This is a genomic window from Bradyrhizobium sp. WCU1 (assembly GCF_053474805.1).
In genome coordinates this window covers 2939073-2959885 of sequence record NZ_CM130280.1, presented here as the reverse complement: position 1 = coordinate 2959885, position 20813 = coordinate 2939073, and the positions used below count along the sequence as shown (strand labels likewise).

The 20813-nt window shown below is 66.0% G+C and carries 13 protein-coding genes; 8 read left to right on the top strand and 5 right to left on the bottom strand.

What is annotated here, in order from left to right; genetic code table 11:
* Window positions 1-5: 5 nt before the first annotated feature.
* Window positions 6-1172, bottom strand: a complete 1167-nt coding sequence (cyoA, locus tag ACTUWL_RS13720; protein ID WP_035652122.1) for a ubiquinol oxidase subunit II — start codon at window positions 1170-1172, stop codon at window positions 6-8.
* 171 nt (window positions 1173-1343) lie between these two features.
* On the opposite strand from cyoA, the gene ACTUWL_RS13715 reads away from it, so the two are divergent.
* Window positions 1344-2654, top strand: coding sequence for an MFS transporter (locus ACTUWL_RS13715; RefSeq protein ID WP_373010339.1), 1311 nt, complete (start codon window positions 1344-1346; stop codon window positions 2652-2654).
* A 65-nt stretch (window positions 2655-2719) separates the two neighbouring features.
* On the opposite strand, the gene ACTUWL_RS13710 is transcribed toward ACTUWL_RS13715, so the two are convergent.
* Window positions 2720-3484, bottom strand: coding sequence for a transporter (locus ACTUWL_RS13710; RefSeq protein ID WP_021080185.1), 765 nt, complete (start codon window positions 3482-3484; stop codon window positions 2720-2722).
* Between the two features lie 279 nt (window positions 3485-3763).
* On the opposite strand from ACTUWL_RS13710, the gene ACTUWL_RS13705 reads away from it, so the two are divergent.
* Window positions 3764-4165, top strand: a complete 402-nt coding sequence (locus tag ACTUWL_RS13705) for a c-type cytochrome (RefSeq protein WP_021080186.1) — start codon at window positions 3764-3766, stop codon at window positions 4163-4165.
* A 164-nt stretch (window positions 4166-4329) separates the two neighbouring features.
* Here ACTUWL_RS13705 and ACTUWL_RS13700 read toward each other — a convergent pair whose 3' ends face one another.
* Both ACTUWL_RS13700 and ACTUWL_RS13695 read right to left on the bottom strand, forming a co-directional pair.
* Window positions 4330-5823, bottom strand: a complete 1494-nt coding sequence (locus tag ACTUWL_RS13700) for a M48 family metalloprotease (protein ID WP_021080187.1) — start codon at window positions 5821-5823, stop codon at window positions 4330-4332.
* Between the two features lie 52 nt (window positions 5824-5875).
* On the bottom strand, window positions 5876-6619 hold the full coding sequence (locus ACTUWL_RS13695; RefSeq protein WP_021080188.1) for a thermonuclease family protein: 744 nt from the start codon (window positions 6617-6619) through the stop codon (window positions 5876-5878).
* A gap of 49 nt (window positions 6620-6668) precedes the next feature.
* Here ACTUWL_RS13695 and ACTUWL_RS13690 point away from each other — a divergent pair, with 49 nt between their 5' ends.
* The 6 genes from ACTUWL_RS13690 to ACTUWL_RS13665 all read left to right on the top strand — a co-directional run bounded on the left by ACTUWL_RS13690 (window position 6669) and on the right by ACTUWL_RS13665 (window position 19778).
* Window positions 6669-6962, top strand: coding sequence for a hypothetical protein (locus ACTUWL_RS13690; protein ID WP_146160381.1), 294 nt, complete (start codon window positions 6669-6671; stop codon window positions 6960-6962).
* Between the two features lie 131 nt (window positions 6963-7093).
* Window positions 7094-14584, top strand: a complete 7491-nt coding sequence (locus ACTUWL_RS13685) for an Ig-like domain-containing protein (RefSeq protein WP_021080190.1) — start codon at window positions 7094-7096, stop codon at window positions 14582-14584.
* A 156-nt stretch (window positions 14585-14740) separates the two neighbouring features.
* Window positions 14741-15946: an ABC transporter substrate-binding protein gene (locus ACTUWL_RS13680; protein ID WP_021080191.1), complete on the top strand. Its 1206-nt coding sequence runs from the start codon at window positions 14741-14743 to the stop codon at window positions 15944-15946.
* Between the two features lie 33 nt (window positions 15947-15979).
* Window positions 15980-16774: an enoyl-CoA hydratase gene (locus ACTUWL_RS13675; protein ID WP_021080192.1), complete on the top strand. Its 795-nt coding sequence runs from the start codon at window positions 15980-15982 to the stop codon at window positions 16772-16774.
* A gap of 15 nt (window positions 16775-16789) precedes the next feature.
* Complete coding sequence (locus ACTUWL_RS13670; protein ID WP_021080193.1) at window positions 16790-17545, top strand: peptide chain release factor 3; 756 nt, start codon at window positions 16790-16792, stop codon at window positions 17543-17545.
* 121 nt (window positions 17546-17666) lie between these two features.
* A complete protein-coding gene (locus tag ACTUWL_RS13665; RefSeq protein WP_021080194.1) occupies window positions 17667-19778 on the top strand; it encodes an acetate--CoA ligase family protein in 2112 nt (703 codons plus the stop codon).
* Between the two features lie 156 nt (window positions 19779-19934).
* On the opposite strand, the gene ACTUWL_RS13660 is transcribed toward ACTUWL_RS13665, so the two are convergent.
* On the bottom strand, window positions 19935-20735 hold the full coding sequence (locus ACTUWL_RS13660; protein ID WP_021080195.1) for an enoyl-CoA hydratase/isomerase family protein: 801 nt from the start codon (window positions 20733-20735) through the stop codon (window positions 19935-19937).
* Window positions 20736-20813: the final 78 nt, after the last annotated feature.

Sequence of the window (20813 nt, the reverse complement as noted above, 5' to 3'; positions counted from 1 at the left end):
CCTCCTCAGGACTCTGATTTCGGACGCTGGCCGAGCAGCTGGGATGTCGACGACGGATGCGCGGGCGAGAACGGCGGACGCTTCAGCCCGAAGCCGCGCAGCGGCGTCAGGTCGAGCGGCGCGGTGACCTCGCGTGACGGCGCGTTCTTGATCTCGTCCATCGAGCAGATGCCGGCGACGAAGGTCGGCTCGGTGCCGAGCGGCGCGCCGCGGCGGGCGTATTTGTCGTAAGTCAGCGGCAGCGTGTTGTTGAGGCCTTCGCGCCCGAGGCCACCCTTGGCGTCGATCGCCATCATCTCACTCATGCACATCTTGCCGGGCTCGACGCACATGTTGAGGATCGCCTTGTATAGATCGCGATCGACGGTGCCGTAGAGCCGCACCGGATCGTCCTGGCTCGGACGCTCGAGCTGCAGATAGTCGCTGCGGCCGAGCATGTTGGTGCTGGCCTTGGCGTTGGCGACCCATTTGTCGAAGCCGCCGGCCGACAGGCTCTTGAATTCGAAGTGCATGCCGGAGAAGCCGGCGCCGCTGTAATTGGCGGAGAAGCCGCGGAAGCTGCCTTCCTTGTTGGCGACCGCGTGCAGCTTGGTCTCCATGCCCGGCATGGCGTAGATCTGACCGGCAAGCGCCGGGATGTAGAACGAGTTCATCACGGACGAGGCCGTGATGCGGAAGCGGATCGGGCGGTCGACGGGCGCGGCGAGCTCGTTGACGGCGGCAACGCCGTAATCTGGGTAGATGAACAGCCACTTCCAATCGAGCGCGACCACCTCGACATTGAGCGGGGCGTCCTTGCTCTCGATCGGCTTGTCGGCGGCGATGCGGCCGAGCGAGCGATAGGGATCGAGCAGATGGGTGCCCATCCAGGTCAGCGCGCCGAGGCAAATGATGATCAGCAGCGGGGCGGACCAGATCACCAGCTCAAGCTGGGTGGAGTGATCCCACTCCGGCTCGTAGGGTGCCGCGGTGTTGGACTGGCGGTAGCGCCAGGCGAAGAAGATGGTCAGCGCCATCACCGGAAGCACGATGATGAGCATCAGGATGGTCGAGATGACGACGAGGTCGCGCTGCTGGGCGGCGATGTCGCCCGCCGGCGCCAGGACGACGAAATCGCACCCGCCAAGAAGCGCCGCGAACGGCAATAAGGCCAATAATTTCAAGGCGCGCACGGCTCACCCCACTTGAATTTTATGAGTTCCGCCAAGGGGTAGCTGCGATGCAGCAAAGTTGACATTGGACAATTTGTCCAATGTTGCACTGCGGGATGGGAGGTCAGAAGGTGAGATGGACCGCGTGGCAAAGCGCCTGCGGTGGCATCTCTAAGGATGGATTTCGGCGCGATGGCACAGGCCCCAGCAATGGCTCACGGCACCCCGACCGCGTCAGGTCACGGGCAGGCGAAACCCGGCGAAATCGCCATCGGCGTCATCATCGGGCGCACCTCGGAATTCTTCGATTTCTTCGTCTATGCGATCGCCTCGGTGATCGTGTTCCCGAAGCTGGTGTTCCCGTTCGTCAACGAACTGACCGGCACGCTCTATTCATTCGGCATCTTCGCGTTGGCGTTCGCCGCGCGGCCGCTCGGCACCGTGATCTTCATGGCGGTCGACCGCCGCCACGGCAAGGGCGCCAAGCTCGTCATCGCGCTGTTCCTGCTCGGTACCTCGACGGTGGCGATCGCCTTCCTGCCCGGCTACGACACGATCGGCGTCGCGGCGATTTGGCTGCTTGCCGCCGCGCGCGTCCTGCAGGGCATCGCCTGGGGCGGCGCGTGGGATGGCCTCGCCTCGTTGCTCGCGATGAACTCGCCGCCGAACAAGCGCGGCTGGTACGCGATGGTGCCGCAGCTCGGCGCGCCGCTCGGGCTGATCGTCGCGAGCGCGCTGTTCGCGTTCTTCGCCGGCAACCTCTCGGCGGATGATTTCTTCGATTGGGGCTGGCGCTATCCGTTCTTCGTCGCCTTCGCCATCAACGTGGTGGCGCTGTTCGCGCGGCTGCGCATGGTGGCGACCGATGAATATTCCGAGCTGTTCGAAAGCCGCGACCTGGAGCCGGCGCGCGTCGGCGAGACCGTCGCGCAGGAAGGCCGTCACATCCTGCTCGGCGCCTTCGCGCCGCTGGCGAGCTTTGCCCTGTTCCACATGGTCACGGTGTTTCCGCTGTCCTGGGTGTTCCTGTTCACCAGGGAAAGCCCGGTGCGCTTCCTGATCATCGAGATGATCGGCGCCATGGTCGGCGTCGTTGCGATCGTCGCTTCCGGCATGATCGCCGACCGCGTCGGACGCAAGCCGCTGCTGCTTGGCTCGGCGGTCGCGATTGCGGTCTATAGCGGTTTTGCGCCGCAACTGCTCGACGCCGGTGCGTTCGGCGAAACGGTGTACATGGTGCTCGGCTTCGTGCTGCTCGGCCTGTCGTTCGGCCAGTCGTCGGGCGCGATCGCCTCGAGCTTCGCGCGCAACTATCGCTACACCGCCTCGGCGTTGACCTCGGATTTCGCCTGGCTGTTCGGCGCCGGCTTCGCGCCGCTCGCAGCGCTGCTGCTCGCCACCCATTTCGGCCTGATCTCGGCCGGCGCCTATCTGCTGTCCGGCGCGGTGTGGACGCTGCTGGCGCTGTGGCTGAGCGGCCTGCGCGAAGCCGAAGTCAATTGATCAGGCAGCCTCGTTCGTCTTGTGGCCCGGATTGCGCTGCGCTGCATCCGGGCCACGGACCTTCGTTACCGGAACAATCCGTCGACGCGGAACGAATAGCCGAGGCCGACAATGTAGTTCGGTGAGTTGCGGTTGAGCCCGAACGCGACATGAAGATCGAGCTGCTGGGTCGGCGTGATCCGGTAGACGCCGCCGGAATTGATCAGCTGGGTCGGCCGCGCGCCGCCCGGATAGTCGCCGACATATTCGGTGAACATGCTGATCCGCTCGGTCAGCTTCTTCTCGATCACGAAGGTCGCTTCCGACACCTGCCGGCCGGTCAGCTCGGCAGGGTGGAAGAATTCCGTGAACATGCCGCTGACGCCCCAGCCGTCATGCAGCTCCCATGACCATGGCAGCTGGATGTAGGGCTGCGCGCCACGACCGACGATCGTAGTCGCGCCGGTTGGCAGCGCGACGCCGGCGGTGATCGACAGGGCGATCTTCCCCGGCAGCGGGCTGATCTGCCATTTGATGCCGGGCGCGACGTCGGAAAAGCCCGATACGCCGGGCGATTTCACGCTGCCGGACCAGCTCGGCAGGTCGACCAGCACCTCGAGGCAGGGCGCGATCCCGAGCCGCCAGCGGCTGTTGCTGCCGTCGACGCTGCGGCCGGCGGAGCGGCCGGTGGCATTGACGCCGTTCTCGCTCTGCAGGCTCCCGACCGGCACGACGATACTTGAATTGGTGACGTCGGGCCGGTCGGTCGCAATTTCGTCGCTCGACCTGGGGCAGCCGTCCGCGCGCGCGGCGGTGGTGGCTGCTGCGGCTGTGAGCGCAGCGAGCAGCATGCACGCGAGTCCGGCAAGTCGAGCGACGGCGCCGAGCCGATTGCGAAACACTGGGGATGCTCCAATAGCCCGGCGCCGCTGCGGAGGTGGCAGCTGCGAATTGAGATCGGTGGGCCGCGCGGATATTCCACGCGGGCGGGAAAAAACTTCGGCAACAACTGCCATTCTCGGCGATCGATCCGGCTTGCGTCCAGCTCAATCGCGAACCGGCGGAATTCCCGGGAATAGATCGCCGGTGGGGCTGCTCCTGTTGTGGTGACAAACAGGAGACCCCCGGGAATGACCATCCGTTCGATCGCAGGCGCGCTGGCGCCGCGGCACGCCAAAACCGCCGCGATGGCGGCGATCGCGATCCTGCTCGCCCTGAACAGCGCCCGTGCGGCGGGAGATGCCGCGCGCGGCGCCACGCTGTATCAGGGCTGCGGCGATTGCCATTCGATCGAGAAGAACGACGTCGGACCGATGCACAAGGGTGTCGTCGGCCGGCTTGCCGGATCGGTCGCAGGCTACAATTACTCGCCTGCGTTGAAGAACTCGAAGATCGTGTGGACCGAGGCCAATCTCGACAAATGGCTGACCGGTCCCGATGCGATGGTTCCGGGCACCAAGATGTTCTACGAGGTTCAGGATCCGAGGGATCGGGCCGACATCATCGCCTTCCTCAAGGAGAAGGCGAAGTAGGCCGTTTTCTCTCTCCGTCGTCCCGGCGAACGCCGGGACCCATAACCACAGGGCTGCGTTGTTCGAGCGCGCTGTGGCCCCAGCTTCGTCCGACAATGAACGACGGTGGTTATGGGTCCCGGCTTTCGCCGGGACGACGGCGGCGGCGATGCGCCAACGCAGCCTCAATCCACCACGATCTTGACGCGGTCGCGCGGCTTCACCTGGGCATGCGCGTCGAGGCCGTTGAGCATCCGGAAGCGCTCGGCCGGATGATCGACGCCGGCCATGCGGTGCGACAGCGATTCCACGGTGTCGCCGGGCTGTACGGTGATGACCTTGATGCGCAGCGGCCGTGCGGCCTGGATCTCATCCAGCGTCAGGCGACGGAATGAATTGACGGTCTCGCGCGCGTTGCGCTCGCTCTCGGTGGATTTCTGCTTGGCGGCGAAGATGAAGCGGTAGACGTCGCTGCCGAAGCGCAGCGCATAGACCTTGAACTGCCACTGGTCGCCATGCGCCGTGGCTGACGCGGCCGGAAAGCCGTTGATGTTGAGGTCCTCGGTCGACGACTTCTCGACGCCTTCCATCCAGCCGGAATTCAGATAGTCGCCGAGCGACTGTTCGGCCGGCACCCGCACCACGTCGAAGCGCATCGCCTGGCTGCCGCCCTCGCGGACGCCGATCACGGCCTGCGCGGTGTTGTCGAGCGTGAAATTCTCGGGCGCGGTGAAGGTGAAGCCGAGCTTCGGATGCAGGAATCTGCGGCCACGGACAAAACCTTCGCTGGGGTCCTCGCCATAGACGATGTTGTCGATCGCGGCGAGATAAGTCTCGCGGTCGCGCTCGTCGTTCTCGGGCGAGGAGTATTGCCGCGCGGTGGTCTGCGCATTGGCGATGCGCTCCGGTGTCGCCGGATGCGACGAGGTGAAATCCTGCGCACGCGGATCAAGTGCGGTCTTGCCGACCTTGAGCGCGGCGTTGCGCTCCATCGCGGTCAGGAAGCGTGCCGCGCCGTAGGGATCGAAATGCGCGCGCGCGGCGATCCCGACGCCGATGCCGTCGGCCTCGAACTCCTGCTGCCGGGAGAAGCTCGCCATCGTCAGCTTGGTCTTGGCGAGCGCCAGCGCCGTCAGATCGGGGTCGGTGCTCATGTCGGTGACGACGCGCGTCACCACCGCCGCCTGGCGCGCCTGGTCCTCGCGCATCGCGGCGTGTTTGGCCAGCACATGCGCCATCTCGTGGCTCAGCACCGAGGAGAGCTCGGAGGTGTCGCTGGCGAGTGCGATGAGACCGCGGGTGACGTAGAGCTGGCCGGTCGGCAACGCGAAGGCGTTGACCGCGCCGGAATTGAGGATCGTGACCTTGTAGGCCTGGTCGGGCCGCTCGGAGGCGGCGACCAGCCGCTCGACGGTCTTGCTGATCAAGGCCTCGAGCTTGGGGTCGTCATAGGCGCCGCCATAGGACGACAGGATGCGCTCATGCTCGCGCTCGCTGTTGGGCGTCTGCTGCACCACCCGGTTCGGCTTCACCGGCGCCGCCGCCGCCGCCGGGGTGACCTGCTCGAACCGGCCGACATTGCCGCAGGCCGACAGCGTGAGGGCCGCGCAGACGAGCGCAGGCGCTGCCGAAAGGCGGCGGCCAGTCCCATCTTCACGCCGTCCAGCGCGCTCAATCACGTCAAAAACTCACAAATTGTCCCGTGAATCGGCCGGGCTGTAGCCAGAGCCTCTAGTTCCCGCCGAGCACTTCAATCTGCCCCACCCGGAGCAATTCGATTCGCGGCCCACGTCGCGCTTCCACCCAGCCTCGCACACGAATCCTGCGATTTTCCAGAGACTTGGGCGCAAGCCCGGCCGCCTCGAACGCAGGGACTATGCGCCTTGAAATAGTCAGAGCAAAGTCCCGTGTCCAGTTTCGGCCGAAATTCAGGTAAGTCGTCGCGCCCGCCTGGCGCACGGACAAAACCCTGCCCTCGACCACGGTAAAACGCCCGATCCCGGCCAAAATATCGTCCGGACTTTCAGCGTTTTTTATGACCGTGGCCTCCGCCCAGGTTCCCGATCGGGCGGCGCGCGCCTCGCCTTCCGCCGCCATCAGCGCCGCGGCGCAATCCTTGTCGGCGATGTCGGACGACACCAGCGCGACGCCCTGGCGCAGCAACTCTCTTTGTACGGGCGTCTCGCTGCCTTCGAGGAATGCGTAGGCCGGTTGCCGGCCATAGCGGTCCGGCGTGTCGTCCTGTCCGCGCAACGTCACCTCTCGGCCGGCCAGCAGCGCGCCCAGCGCTGCGGTGGCCTTCGCCCGGTCGGCCACCTCGATCCCGGCGAGCCTGACCTCGCGGCCGTCGTCCAGCCGCAGGCTGCGTGCGTCGACGACGGCGGTGACGCGACCTTCGCCCTGAATCTCGAAATTGCACCCGGCCGCTTCGGCGCGTCCGATGCATGCGGCGATCGCAAGCGCACACGCTGTCATCGCAACCGTCCGCTGACGGCGAGGACATGCTCTATCGCGTGGAGACGTCATGCTGCACTCGTCGCTCCGGCACACGCCGTTCGGGGCGTGTTCGCCAACACGAACAGTCTGGCCGAAAGATCGTTTCGGAGCCACAGGCGAGACCGCATCGATGGGGCCGACACGGCTCGGCGATGCGCCGCTGAACATTTTGTCGCGGCACTTCTCACTGCGCGCATCGTCATGCCGCGTGTTTCACATCGTTGGGCGCCCGCCGCGCCATCGCCGGATCGCCGATCGCGATGAAGATTGGCGCCAGAACCTGCGCAGCGCGCTCTCCGCGCCCGTCAACCTTACCCATTGACCATCGCAACTCCGTGCGCGGAATGAGAATTTGTTATTATTGCCAATGACTTGCGGCGCAAGCAAACTAATCGGCAATTTTTCGAAATAGCGGCCGAAGCGCGGTCGCTCACGCATATTGCCGAGGTCCTTGTGTCGAATCCGGTTGTTCTGACGCTGACGACCAGCGATCCCGTCCACGATTACACCCAGCTCTACAACGCGATCTCGGCGATCAGCGTCGGCGGCGGCCTCGCTGCGGCCAACACCGATTACGTCATCAACTTCTCGCTCTCTTCCAGTGCCCGCACGTTGCAGCTGCTCGACGATCTGCCGGTCATCAACCTGATGAACGGCTCGACGCTCACCTTCGACGGCAACTCCGACTACAACAATCAGCTCGGCGGGCAGGACTACAGCGACGTCATCGACGCGCGCGGTTATCAGGGCTTCGTCGTCACCGCGGGCAAGGTGACGTTCAAGAACCTCACCATCATCAATGCGGTTGCGAGCGGCGGTAATGGCGGCACCGGCGGCGGTGGCGGCGGTGCGGGTCTCGGCGGCGGCCTGTTCGTCGGGCAGAACGCCGACGTCACGCTCAACAATGTCAATTTCGGCAACAACGCCGCCAAGGGCGGCAATGGTGGCGCGGTCGATCCGGCCGGCGGTGGCGGCGGTGGCGGCGGCATCGGTGCCGATGGCGGCAGTGGCAATGGCGGCGGCGGTGGTGGCGGCGGCTTCGGCGGTCACGACTATTATGGCGACCACGGCAATGGCGCCAACGGTTACAGCGAAGCCGGCTCTGATAGCCAGCATCCTTCAACAGGCGCGCAGGGTTCCAGCGGCACGCCGGCGACCGTCGTCGGTCCAGGCGGCGGACAGAGCGCCGACAACTACGGCGGCATCGGCTACGGCGCGCATGCCTCCGGCGGCGCAAATGGTGGCGGTGGTGCCGGCGGCGTCGGCGGCGGCGGCGGCGGCATCGGTGGCGGCAACTCGGTCGGCGGCGGCCCTTCGGGCACGCTGATCGGCTTCGGCGGCGCGGGTGGTATCGGCGGCGGTGGCGGCGGCGGCATCTTCGCCGGCGGCAATGGCGGCTTCGCTGGTGGCGGCGGCGGATCCGGCAACGGCAGCGGATATGCGCATACCGGCGGCAATGGCGGCTTCGGCGGTGGTGGCGGCGGCTCGAACGGTACGCCCGGCACCGGCGGGTTCGGCGCGGGCAGCGGCTCGCTCGCCGGCGGCGGTGGCGGCGGTCTCGGCGCCGGCGGCGATATCTTCGTCCAGCAAGGCGGCAAGCTGACCGTGATCGGCGGCACCCTGTCCGGTGCCACCGAGACCGGCGGCACCGGCGCCAATGGTGCCGGCAACGGCTCCGCCCATGGCGACATCTTCATCCAGGGCACGATGGTCGTCACGCCGACGCACACCGTTTCCACGGTCTTCGAGGGCCTGCAGACCGTCACCACGCTGACGATCGCCGACACGATCGCGGATGAAAAGGGCATCAGCGGCACCGGCACGAGCGGAAAGCTGCAGATCTCGGGCGGCGGCACGCTGACGCTGACCGGCGCCAACACTTACGTCGGCGGCACCCAGATCGACGGCGGCAATACGCTCTCGATCGCCGCCGACAACAATATCGGCGGTTCGGCCGGCGCGCTCATCCTCAACGGCGGCACGCTGACCACGACCGGCGGCTACACCTTCACCCACGACATCCAGGTCACCGCCAATGGCGGCACTTTCGACATCTCGTCCGGCACGATTGCCGACACTGGCGCCATCAGCGGTTCAGGCACGTTCACGCTGTCGGGCGCCGGCACGCTGCAACTCGGGCTTGGTCAGCTCGCAGGGCTGACCGGGACGCTCAATTTGAGCGGCGGGCATCTGTCGCTGACAACGAGCGGCACGTTCGACGATTCGATTTCGGTCGGCGGCAGCTCGCTCCTGAAGATCGCGAACGGTGCAACCGTCACCGATACCGCCCTGATCAGTGGCAGCGGCAATCTCGGAATCGACGGCGGCGGCACGTTCGTCCTCAGCCATGCCAACACCTATGGCAGCACGACGATCTATTCGGGCACGGTATGGCTGACCACGGCCGGCGCAGCCGGCGCCGGCAACATCTCGTTCACCCCAGGACTTGCCAGCACGCTGAAGATTGACGATGCCGCGCTGACCGGCAACGCGTTCACCAACAGCATCTCCAACTTCAATCCCGGCCAGTCCATTGACCTGACCGGGCTGCACTACAACACCCAGAACACCGCGCTCAACACCGTCAGTCTTTCCGGCAACGTCCTCACGGTCTCGAACGGCACGGCGACGGATACGTTGACGGTGAACGGGCTCGACGGCGGCGCCCGCTTCCAGCTTTCGCAGGATGCAAATGGCGGCACGGTCGTGCAGCTCGCGTCGACGCGCGTCTTCAACGTCTCGACCGTCACCGAGCTCAACGCGGCCATCCTGCAGATGGATTCCGGCGGCCAGAACGCCGCGCCGAATGCCAACTACACCATCAACATCACCGCCAGCTTCAGCCTCTCGTCGGAGCTGTACGCGCTCAATCTCTTGAGCGGATCTAGCGTCACCATCAACGGCAGCGACGGTCACGGCGGCGCCTACACGATCGACGGCCTCAACGCCCAGCGCGGCTTCTTCGTCTATGCCGGCAACGTCAATCTCGAGAACCTGACCATCCAGAACACGGTGGCCGCGGGCGGCCGCGTCATCCAGGGCGGCGGCGGCGGTGGTGCCGGGCTCGGCGGCGCCCTGTTCGTCTCGGCGAACGGCAGTGCCACGCTCGACAATGTCGTATTTCACAACAGTGCCGCGAACGGCGGCAACGGCGGAACCGGCAGCACCGCGAGCAACGCCAACCTCGACGGCTTCGGCGGTGGTGGCGGAATGGGCGGCCAGGGCGGCAACAGCAGCGGCGGCGGCATCGGCCTTCACGCGCAGGGCGCGAACTCCGCCGCATTCCAGAACGGGGCCGCTGGCATCGTTCCCGGCGCCGCAGGGGGCGGCAAGGGCGTCGACGGCTACCTGATCCCGTTCGAAGGCGGGACCATGCTCTACTGGTATGGTGGAACGGGCGGCGCAAACGGAGGCGGCGGCGGAGCGGGTGGCTTCCTCGGCGACAATAACCGCGCGCACGGCACCGGCGGTGGCGTCGGCGGCGGCAACGCAATCGACGGCGGCAATGGCGGCTACGGCGGTGGCGGCGGGGCGTTCGGCAATGGTGGATTCGGTGGTGGCGGCGGCTACGGCGGCAACGGCGGCTTCGGCGGTGGTGGCGGCGTCAGCGGGCTCGGCGGCTTCGGTGGTGGAAACGGCACCGCGGGTGGTGGTGGCGGCCTTGGCGCCGGCGGCACTGTGTTCGTTCAGCAAGGCGGCTCGCTGACCGTCAAGGGCGGCTCGCTCTCGAATGATTCCGGCTTCAACGCGGTCAAGGGCGGCACCAATGGCGGCGGCCAGGCCAGCGGCTCCGCGTACGGCTCCGGCATTTTCATCCAGGGCAACAACAATCTCAGCTTCGCCCCTGGCAGCGGGCAGACGCTGACGATCGCCAACGACATCGCTGACCAGAGCGGCAATGGCGGCATCGCCGCCAACGCGGGTGTTGGTGGGCTCGTCATCAGCGGCGGCGGCACCGTCATCCTCGGTGGCAACAACACCTATACCGGCAACACCACACTCAGTGGCACCGGCACGCGGGTATCGATCGCGTCCAACGTCAATCTCGGTGCGGTCACCAACGTGCTGAAGCTCGGCGACGGCACCGGCATCAGCTTCACCAGCAGCTTCACGCAGACCCACAACATCACGGTCGCGGGCGATCCGGTATTCAATGTTGCGGCCGGTCAGACGGTCACCCAGAGCGGCGTCATCTCCGATGGCGCGACGCCGGGCGATGTCGAGGTGACCGGCGGCGGCCGGCTGCTGCTGTCGGCGCACAACACCTATTCGGGCGGCACCGTCATCAAGGGCTCCATCCTCGAGCTGGCGGCGAGCGGCGCGGCGGGCACCGGCGCGATCGCGTTTACCGACGGCTCTACCGAGAAGCTCGTGCTCGATGCCGCGGCATTCTCCGGCGCCTCGTTCGGCACATCGATCACCGGCTTTGCCGGCGGCGATACCATCGACTTCGGCAATCTCGCCTATGACGCAACGGCGACGCTGTCCTATGCGAACGGCGTGCTGCTGGTGAAGAGCAGCGGCGGCACGACGCTAGCCTCCTTGAACCTGAGCTTCGGATCAGGCGCCTCGTTCGGCTCGCTGATGCTGGCGTCCGACGGCTCGGCATCGCCGCATCTCGAGCTCAGGTCGCAGGCGAGCATCGCCTCGGTCATGGCCGACACCACCGGCCACCTCACGACGCTGAACGCCGGCAAGGTCGTCACCATATCTGTCGACTTCAGCAACGTCGTGAGCGTGACCGGCGCGCCGCAGCTGCTGCTCAATGACGGCAAGGCCGCGACCTATCTCAGCGGCAGCGGCTCGCACACGCTGGTGTTCAATTACACCGTGCAGGATGGCGACAGCACGTCCGACCTGCAGGTGCAAAGCCTTGCGCTCAATGGCGGCACGATCAAGGATCCCGGTGGCCAGGACGCCGACGTGACCCATGCGGCGACCGATCTGCATCTGGTGATCGACGCGATCGCGCCGACCGTGTCGGTGACCGCGACCCCGGCCTCGCTGCTGGCCGGGCAGACCTCGACCGTCACCTTCACCTTCTCCGAGGCGATCACGGGCTTCGCGCTGACCGACACGACGGTGAGCGGCGGGGCGTTGAGCAACCTTGTCCATGTCGGCCTCAACGCCGCGCACCAGGATATCTACACTGCGACCTTCACGCCCGATGTGACCAACGCCGAGGCGGGCTCGGTCCAGGTCGATACGTCGAGCTATACCGACGTCGCGGGCAATGCCGGCGCCGCGAGCAACACCATCAGCTTCACCGGCGACACCAAGGCGCCGACGGTGTCGGTGTCAGCCGATCACAGCGCGCTGACGGCGGGCGATACTGCGCTTGTCACCTTCACCTTCTCGGAGGCCGTCACCGGCTTCGGGCTCGGCGATGTCACGGTCCATGGCGGGGCGCTGGGGAACCTGATCCATGTCGGCGTTGATGGCTCCGGCCATGACATCTACACGGCGACCTTCACACCCGATGTGACCAACACCGAAGCGGGATCGGTGCAGGTCAACACCTCAAGCTATACCGACGTCGCGGGCAATTCCGGCTCGTCGAGCAACACGATCAACTTCACCGGCGACACCAGGGCGCCGTCGGTAACGGTGTCTGCTGACCACAGCGCGCTGCTCGCCGGTCAGAGCGCAGTCGTCACCTTCACCTTCTCTGAGGCCGTCGCGGGCTTCGCCCTCAACGACGTCAGTGTCAGCGGCGGCAGCCTGGACAGCCTCGTCCATATCGGCGTCAACGGCTCCGGCCATGACATCTACACCGCAACCTTCACGCCCGACGTGACCAACACCGAGGCCGGTTCGGTCCAGGTCAACGCATCCAGCTACAGCGATACGGCCGGTAATGCCGGCGGAGCCAGCAATACGGTCAACTTCACCGGCGATACGCTGGCGCCGACGGTGTCGGTCACGCTCAACCCGGACACGGTGCTCGCCGGCGACGTCTCGGTCGCGACCTTCACCTTCTCGGAGGCCGTCTCGGGCTTCACGCTCGCCGGCACCACCGTTCATGGCGGTGCGCTGAGCAATCTCGTGCATGTCGGGCTCAACAGCTCCGGTCATGACGTCTACACCGCGACCTTCACGCCAGATGTCAGCGACACCGAGACAGGCTCGGTGAAGGTCAATGCGTCGAGCTATACCGATGTGTCCGGCAATGCCGGTGCGGCCAGCAACACCGCCACGATCGGCGGCGACACGCTGGCGCCGACGGTGTCGGTCGCGGCGGATCGCAACGCGCTGCTGGCGGGCCAGACCGCGCTGGTGACGTTCACGTTCTCGGAGCAAATCGCAGGCTTCGCGCTCGGCGACGTCGCCGTGCATGGCGGCGCGCTCGGCAATCTGGTCCATGTCGGCGTCAACATGTCGGGCCAGGACGTCTATACCGCGACCTTCACGCCGGATGAAAGCGATGCCGAGGTGGGCTCGGTGCAGGTCGCCGCGTTCGGCTACACCGACGTAGCCGGCAATGCGGGCGCGGCGAGCAGCATCCTCAATTTCACCGGCGATACCAAGGCTCCGACGGTGTCGGTCGCGGCGAGCCCGAGCAGGGTGTTGGCCGGCCAGAGCTCGCTTGTCACTTTCACCTTCTCCGAACATGTCGCAGGCTTCACGCTCGGCGATACCGTCGTCGCCGGCGGTGTGCTGAGCAATCTGGTCCATGTCGGACTCAACGTGTCGGGCCACGACGTCTACACCGCGACTTTCGCGCCGGATATCAACGATGTCCTGACGGGCTCGATCCGGGTCACGGCCTCGAGCTACACCGACGACGCCGGCAATGCCGGTGCCGCGAGCAACACCGCCACGATCGGCGGCGACACGCGTCCGCCGACGGTATCGATCGCAGCTGACCACACCGTGCTGCATGCGGGCGACGCCGCGCTGATGACGTTCACCTTCTCCGAGGCGGTCGCGGGCTTCGGGCTCGGCGATATCGTCGTCCATGGCGGCCTGCTGGGCAGCCTGGTCCATGTCGGACTGAACGTGTCAGGCCAGGACGTCTACACCGCGCTGTTCACGCCCGATGTCACCGACCATCTGTCGGCCAATCTGTCCGTTAGCGGGGCGAGCTATACCGACATCGCCGGCAATGCCGGTGCGGCAAGCAGCACCATCGCTTTCAGCGGCGACACCAAGCCGCCGGCGGCGCCAAGCCTGGCACTGCATCAGGACACCGGTTTCTCGGCTTCCGATCACATCACCAGCAATCTGCTGATCGACTACACCAAATCCGATTCGGCCGACACGCTGCGCTTCAAGGCCGACGGCGCATCTAGCTTCTCGACGGTGGCGCCGGTGTTCACCACCGACGGCGTGCACACCGTGACGGTGCAGGAGGTCGATGCCGCCGGCAATGTCAGCGCATCGTCCAGCCTGACCTTCACCCTCGACACCACAGCGCCCCACCTCACCGGCATCACGGCGACGCCTTCCGGCGGCGTCGCGGCGACGGGCGCGCTGGTGCAACTGACCGTTGGCTTCAATGAGGCGGTGCGCGTCGATGGCGGCACGCCGATCCTGACGCTGAACGATGGCGGCAAGGCAATCTACGACGCTGCGGCAACGGCACTGCTCGGCGATTCCTCGAAGCTGGTGTTCGATCACTTCGTGTCCTCGACGGACCGCGCCGGCTCGCTGTCCGTGACCGGCTTCGTCGCGAATAGCGCTGATGTCGTCGACCTGGCCGGCAATGCGGCCTCGCTGTCGGCCGTGTCCGCCGCTTTCGATGCGCTGCACATCAACGAGACCGTCGTGCCGGCCTACACGCTCGGACCGATCACCCGACCGGAGCTGCAACTGGATCTGGGCGGTCACGTCATCATGGACACCGTGGCGTCGGCGTTCGCCGGACAATATGGCTTGCAGTATTTGTTCCTCGGCCTGCCGCCCGGAACGCCCTATCAGACCGTCCCGGACTTTCACCTCTGATCGCTGCGCCAAGCGCTTCGGCGCAGCGCTTCATTCCGCTTGATGGAAAACAGATTGCTGTCGCGCGCGGCTTGCTGCAGTGCGAGCCATGCGGCATGATCCGCCCCTCGAAACGGACCTGATGGAATGAGGTCCGCGCTTCAACGGGAGGATTTGATGAGACGAGTTTTGGCCGGCGTGTTGGCCTGTGTGTTTGCGATCTCGGCGAATGCGTCGCTGGCGCAGGACAAGCCTCCGCTGAAGCTCGGCGGCATTCTCGACATGTCGAGCCTCTATGCCGACATCACCGGCTCCGGCAGCGAAACCGCGGCCAAGATGGCGGCGGAGGACTTTGGCGGCGCGGTGCTCGGCCGCAAGATCGAGATCGTGGTCGGCGACCATCTCAACAAGGCCGATCTCTCGGCCAACATCGCCCGCGACATGATCGACAATCAGGGCGTCGAGATGATCTTCGACGTCGCGGCCTCCGCCACCGCGCTCGCCGCGGCCGAGATCGCCAAGGCGCGCGGCAAGATCATCATGTTCAACGGTCCGGGCTCGATCCGCCTCTCCAACGAGGCCTGCGGCCCCTATACCGTGCACTATGTGTTCGACACCTTCGCGCAGGCCAATGTCACCGGCTTGGCCGCGGTGAAATCCGGCCTCGATACCTGGTTCTTCCTGACCGCCGACTACGCCTTCGGCCAGGACCTCGAAAAGGACACCAGCAGCGTCGTGGTGAAGTCGGGTGGCAAGGTGCTCGGCAGCGTGCGGCATCCGATCAACACCTCGGACTTCTCGTCCTTCCTGCTGCAGGCGCAGGCCTCGAAAGCCAAGGTGATCGGGCTTGCCAATGCCGGCGGCGACACCATCAACGCGATCAAGCAGGCCGCCGAGTTCGGCCTGACCAAGAGCGGCCAGAGGCTGTCGCCGCTGCTCGCCTTCGTCACCGATATCGACAGCGTCGGGCTCGAGACCGCGCAAGGGCTGCTGCTTGCGGAAGCGTTCTATTGGGACCTCAATGACGACACCCGCGCGTTCGCAAAGCGCTTCATGGAACGCACCAAGCGGGTGCCGACCTCGGCGCAGGCCGGCGTCTACTCCTCGGTGACGCATTATTTGCAGGCGGTGAAGGCCGCCGGCACCACGGATGCCGCCGCCGTCATGAAGGTGATGAAGGAGACCCCGATCAACGACATGTTCGCCAAGAACGGCCGGATTCGCGAGGACGGCCGCATGGTGCACGACATGTATCTGTTCGAGGTCAAGAAGCCCTCGGAATCGAAGGGCCGCTGGGATGATTACAAGCTGCTCGCGACCGTGCCGGGCGACCAGGCGTTTCAGCCGCTGGCAGACTCGCGCTGCCCGCTGGTGAAGAAGTGACGGGTTGAAAACAACAACGAAAGGCAAAACGCCATGAGCGATAACCAGATGGTCCTTCAATCCCTCGACAAGGGCCTGCTCACCATCACCATGAACCGCCCGGATCGGCGCAATGCGCTCAATCCCGAGATGACGCAAGGTCTCGTCGAGGCGGCGCGGCGGGCGCAGGACGATACCGAGGTGCGCGCGGTGCTGATCCGGGGCGCCGGCGGCACGTTCTGCGTCGGCGGTGACGTCAAGTCGATGGCGGCCGGCCGCGCGCCGCTGCCGTTCGAGGCCAAGATGGCGAACCTGCGCCGCGGCATGGAGGTCTCCCGCATCCTGCACACGATGCCGAAGCCGGTGGTGGCGCAGCTCGATGGTGCTGCGGCCGGCGCCGGGCTCTCGATCGCGCTGTCCTGCGACCTTCGCGTCGCCAGCGCCTCCTGCAAGATCACCACGGCTTTCGCCAAGGTCGGCTTCTCCGGTGACTATGGCGGCACCTACTTCCTCACCAAGATGCTCGGCAGCGCCAAGGCGCGCGAGCTCTATCTGATGTCGCCGGTGCTATCGGCGCAGGAAGCCTATAACCTCGGCATGGTCTCCAAGGTGGTGCCCGATGCCGACGTCGAGGCCGAGGCGCTGGAGCTGGCGCGCTCGCTGGCGCAGGGCCCGTCGGTCGCGCTCGGCTACATCAAGCGCAACATCAACAATGCCGAGACCATGACGCTGGAGGCCTGCTTCGACGGCGAGGCGATCCACCACACCCGTGCCGGCGAGACCACCGACCACAAGGAAGCGGCGAAAGCCTTCGTCGAGAAGCGCAAGCCCACCTTCCAGGGGCAGTAGGCCGTGACCAATCACATGGCCGAATACATGCGGCTGCGGCAGATCTGCCTGGTGGCGCCGCAGCTTGCGCCTGTGATCGCGGATATCTCCACGATCATGGGCCTCGATGTCTGCTATCGCGACGGCAACGTCGCCAAATACGGCCTCGAGAACGCGCTGCTGCCGGTCGATACGATCCTCCTCGAAGTCGTGGCGCCGTTCCAGCCGGGGCCGGGCACCGCAGCCGGCCGCTTCATCGAGAAGACCGGCGGCCGCGGCGGCTACATGGCGATCTTCGCTTGCGAAGATCCCGACACGCGCGGCGCCAAAGCCAATGCGATGGGTGTGCGCACCGCGAACGTGATCACGCACGCGCCGTATCATGGCGTGCAGCTGCATCCACGCGACTGCCGCGCCGCCTTCATCGAGTTCAACCACACCGACGGCAGCGACGACATCTTGGGGCCATATCCACCGGCCGGCCCGGACTGGCAGAAGTCGATTCGCAAGGACACGACTTTGGCGCTGACCGAGGTCGAGATGCAGAGCCCCGAGCCCGAGGCGCTGGCGGCGCATTGGGGAAAGATCGTCGGCACGCCCGCCGACGGCACCGTGGTGAAGCTGCCCAACAGCATTTTTCGCTTCGGCAAGGGCGGCAGCGAGATCATGAGCGGGCTAACGTTCAAGGTCGTTGACAAGGCGAAGGTACTGGATGCCGCGAAGGCCAGAGGCTGCGCGGCAAGTGATGATGAGTTCTTCCTGTGCGGCGTGAACTTCCGTCTGACCTCGTAGCGTCGTGACCCGGGGCAGCGCTCTTCCGGATTGCGCTGCGGTGCATCCGGGAGGAGAGGTTGAGCTCGCCGCATCGATCCAATATCGTCGAGCCCAACAAGAATAATTGGACAGCGCCCCCATGCCGCATCCGCTCGATACCTTCTTTGCCCCAAAGAGCATCGCACTGATCGGCGCGTCGCGCGATCACGAGAAGATTCCCGGCCGGCTGCTCGCGATGTTGCGCAAGAACGGCTATCCGGGCGCGCTCTATCCGATCAATCCGAACTATGACGAGATCGACGGCTTGAAATGCTTCAAGTCGATCGCCGAGGTCGGCGCGCCGGTCGATCTCGCCGTCATCGTCATTCCTGCCCGCGCAGTGCTGCCGGCGCTGGAGCAGTGCGCGGTCGCCGGCGTCAAGAACGCGGTCATCATCTCCTCAGGCTTTGCGGAGGAGGGCGGCGACAGCGCCGACATGCAGGACGCGATCGTGGCGTTGGCGAAGCGGACGGGCATGCGGATCTCCGGTCCGAACGCGGAAGGTTTTTACAGCCAGGTGCAGAAGGTCGCCGCGACCTTCAGCCCGACGGTCGACGTCAAGCCGGATGCGCCGGTATTGGTCGCGAGCCAGCGGCGGATCGGCATCGTCGCGCAGAGCGGCGGCATCGGCTTTGCGATTTATCACCGCGCCAAGGCGCTCGGCGTCGCGCTGAGCTATGTGGTCAGTGCCGGCAATGAGAGCGATCTCGGCGCCGGCGAATTCCTCGACTACATGGTGCACGATGCCTCGACCGACGTGATCCTGCTGTTCATCGAGGGTATCCGCGACGTCGACAAGTTCCTGGCGGCGGCGAAGCGCGCGGCGGAGCTCAGGAAGCCGGTCATCGTCACCAAGGTCGGCCGCTCCGGCGCCGGCGAACGCGCGGCGGCCTCGCACACCGCGAGCATGGCGGGCTGGTCGGCGGCCTATGACGCCGTGTTCGCGAAATACGGCTTCATCGTCTCTAACGATCTCGACGAGGCGGTTACGATTGCTGCCGTGTTGACCACCAATCCGTTGCCGAAGGGCGATCGCGTCGCGGTGCTGACGGTGTCGGGTGGCGCCGGTATCTGGGGCGCCGACACCGTCTCGATGCAGGGCTTGCGTGTCCCGGAGCTCTCGGCCGGAATCCAGAGCCAGATCAAGCAATGGATGCCGTCCTATGGCGCGGCCGGCAATCCCGTCGACGTCACCGCGCAAGGCGTCTCCTCCGGCGGCCTGCAGAAGAGCATCGAGCTGTTCGATGCGTCCGATGAAGTGGACGCGACGCTGGTCGTGCTGTCGCTGTCGAGCGAGACGCGGATGCCGTTCAAGGAGGCCGAGCTGAAGCCGCTCATCTCGGCGCAGCGCAAGCCGGTGGTGTTCTATTCCTACACGCTGCCGTCGCCATTCGCGCGGCAGGAGCTGGCGAAGTCCGGCGTGGTGGTGCTCTCGGGACTGACCCATGTCGGTGTCGCGATGCGGCGGCTGGCGGACTATGCGGGCTTCAAGCCTGCGCCGGAAATGGTGGCCAAGTCACCGGCGCACGATCTCTCCGCGTATCTGAAGGCCGAGACGCTCTCCGAACATGACAGCAAGTCGCTGTTGCGCGCGGCCGGCATCGCGTTGCCGGACGAGGTGCTGGTGACCGATCGCGACGGGCTCGACGCGGCGATCGAGCGCGCCGGATTTCCGCTGGTCATGAAGATCCAGTCGCCTGACATCGCGCACAAGAGCGAGGTCGGCGGTGTCCGCGTCAATATCGCCGCCAAGGGCGCGGCGTTCACCGCCTATCGCGACATGCTGGAGAGCGTGCAGAAGGCGCGGCCGGACGCGGCGATCCAGGGCGTGCTGGTCGGGCCGATGGCGAAGAAGGGCGTCGAGATCATCGTCGGCACCATGACGGACAAGACCTTCGGTCCGATGGTGATGGTGGGGCTCGGCGGCATCACCACCGAACTGTTCAAGGACGTGGTCTATCGCCCGGCGCCGGTGAGTGCGGCGGAGGCGACCACGATGCTGGAGACGCTGAAGGCCGCGCCGCTGTTGCACGGCTTCCGTGGCGCGCCGAAGGCGGACGTTGCAGCGCTCGCGCAACTGATCTCACAGATTTCAGTGCTGGCGGCGCAGCATGCGGATCGGATCGCCGAGATCGAGGTCAATCCGGTGCTGGTGCATCCGGAGGGGCAGGGCGTGACCATCGTCGATGCGCTGGTGGTGCCGAGGAGTTAGCGAGCTATCTCCCCACGTCGTCCCGGCGAAGGCCGGGACCCATAACCACCGAAGAGAGTTGTGGGAGAAGCCGACGCCGCGTGCCCTTCCTATGGGCCGCGGCGTATGGGTCCCGGCTTTCGCCGGGACGACCCGTGGAGAGAGCGGCGTTCGCGGTTACCGCCCCTTGAAGTTCGCGACGCGGCGTTCGGCGGTGGCCTTGACGCCTTCCTTGAAGTCCTCGGTCGCGCGCAGCTTGGTCTGCTCCTCCAACTCGTGGTTGGTCGCGGCGAGCACGCGGTCGGCGAGGCCGGCGCGCATGGTGGCGCGGGTCGAGACCAGGCCGAGCGGCGAGCATTCGGCGATCTCCTGCGCGAGCTTCATTGCTTCCGCACGCACCTGGTCCTGCGGCACCAGCACATTGGCGAGGCCCCAGCGATAGGCCTCTTCGCCGGTGACGCGGCGGCTGGTGTAGAACATCAGCTCGGCATTGTTCTTGCCGATCAGCTCCGGCAGCGTCGTGGTGAGGCCGAAGCCCGGATGGAAGCCGAGCTTGGTGAAGTTCGCGGCGAAGCGCGCTTCCGGGCAGGCGACGCGGAAGTCGGCCGACACCGCAAGTCCGAGGCCGCCGCCGATCGCGGCGCCATGGATCGCGGCGACGATCGGCTTCTTGTTGCGGAAGATGCGCACCGCCTGAACGTAGAGATGATTGATCGGCAGGTTCGAGGCCGGATCGCTCTTGGCGCGCTCCTCCTGCTCCTGGCGGGCCGGGTCGCCGAAATTGGCGCCAGCGCAGAACGCCTTGCCCTGGGCTGCCAGCACCGAGGCGCGGATCTCGATATTGTTGTCGAATTCCTCCAGCGCGTCGGCGATCTGGTTGATCAGCGCGACGTCGAAGAAGTTCAGCGGCGGCTTGCGGATTTCGATCAGGCCGACATGGCCGTGGATCTCGACGCCGATATCAGTGTATTTGGTCATGTGTCTTATCTCCGGTAAGGCTGCAATCTCTCGGCGCAAAAGGTGTCACCTCTCCCAAGGGGAGAGGTCGATTTGCGC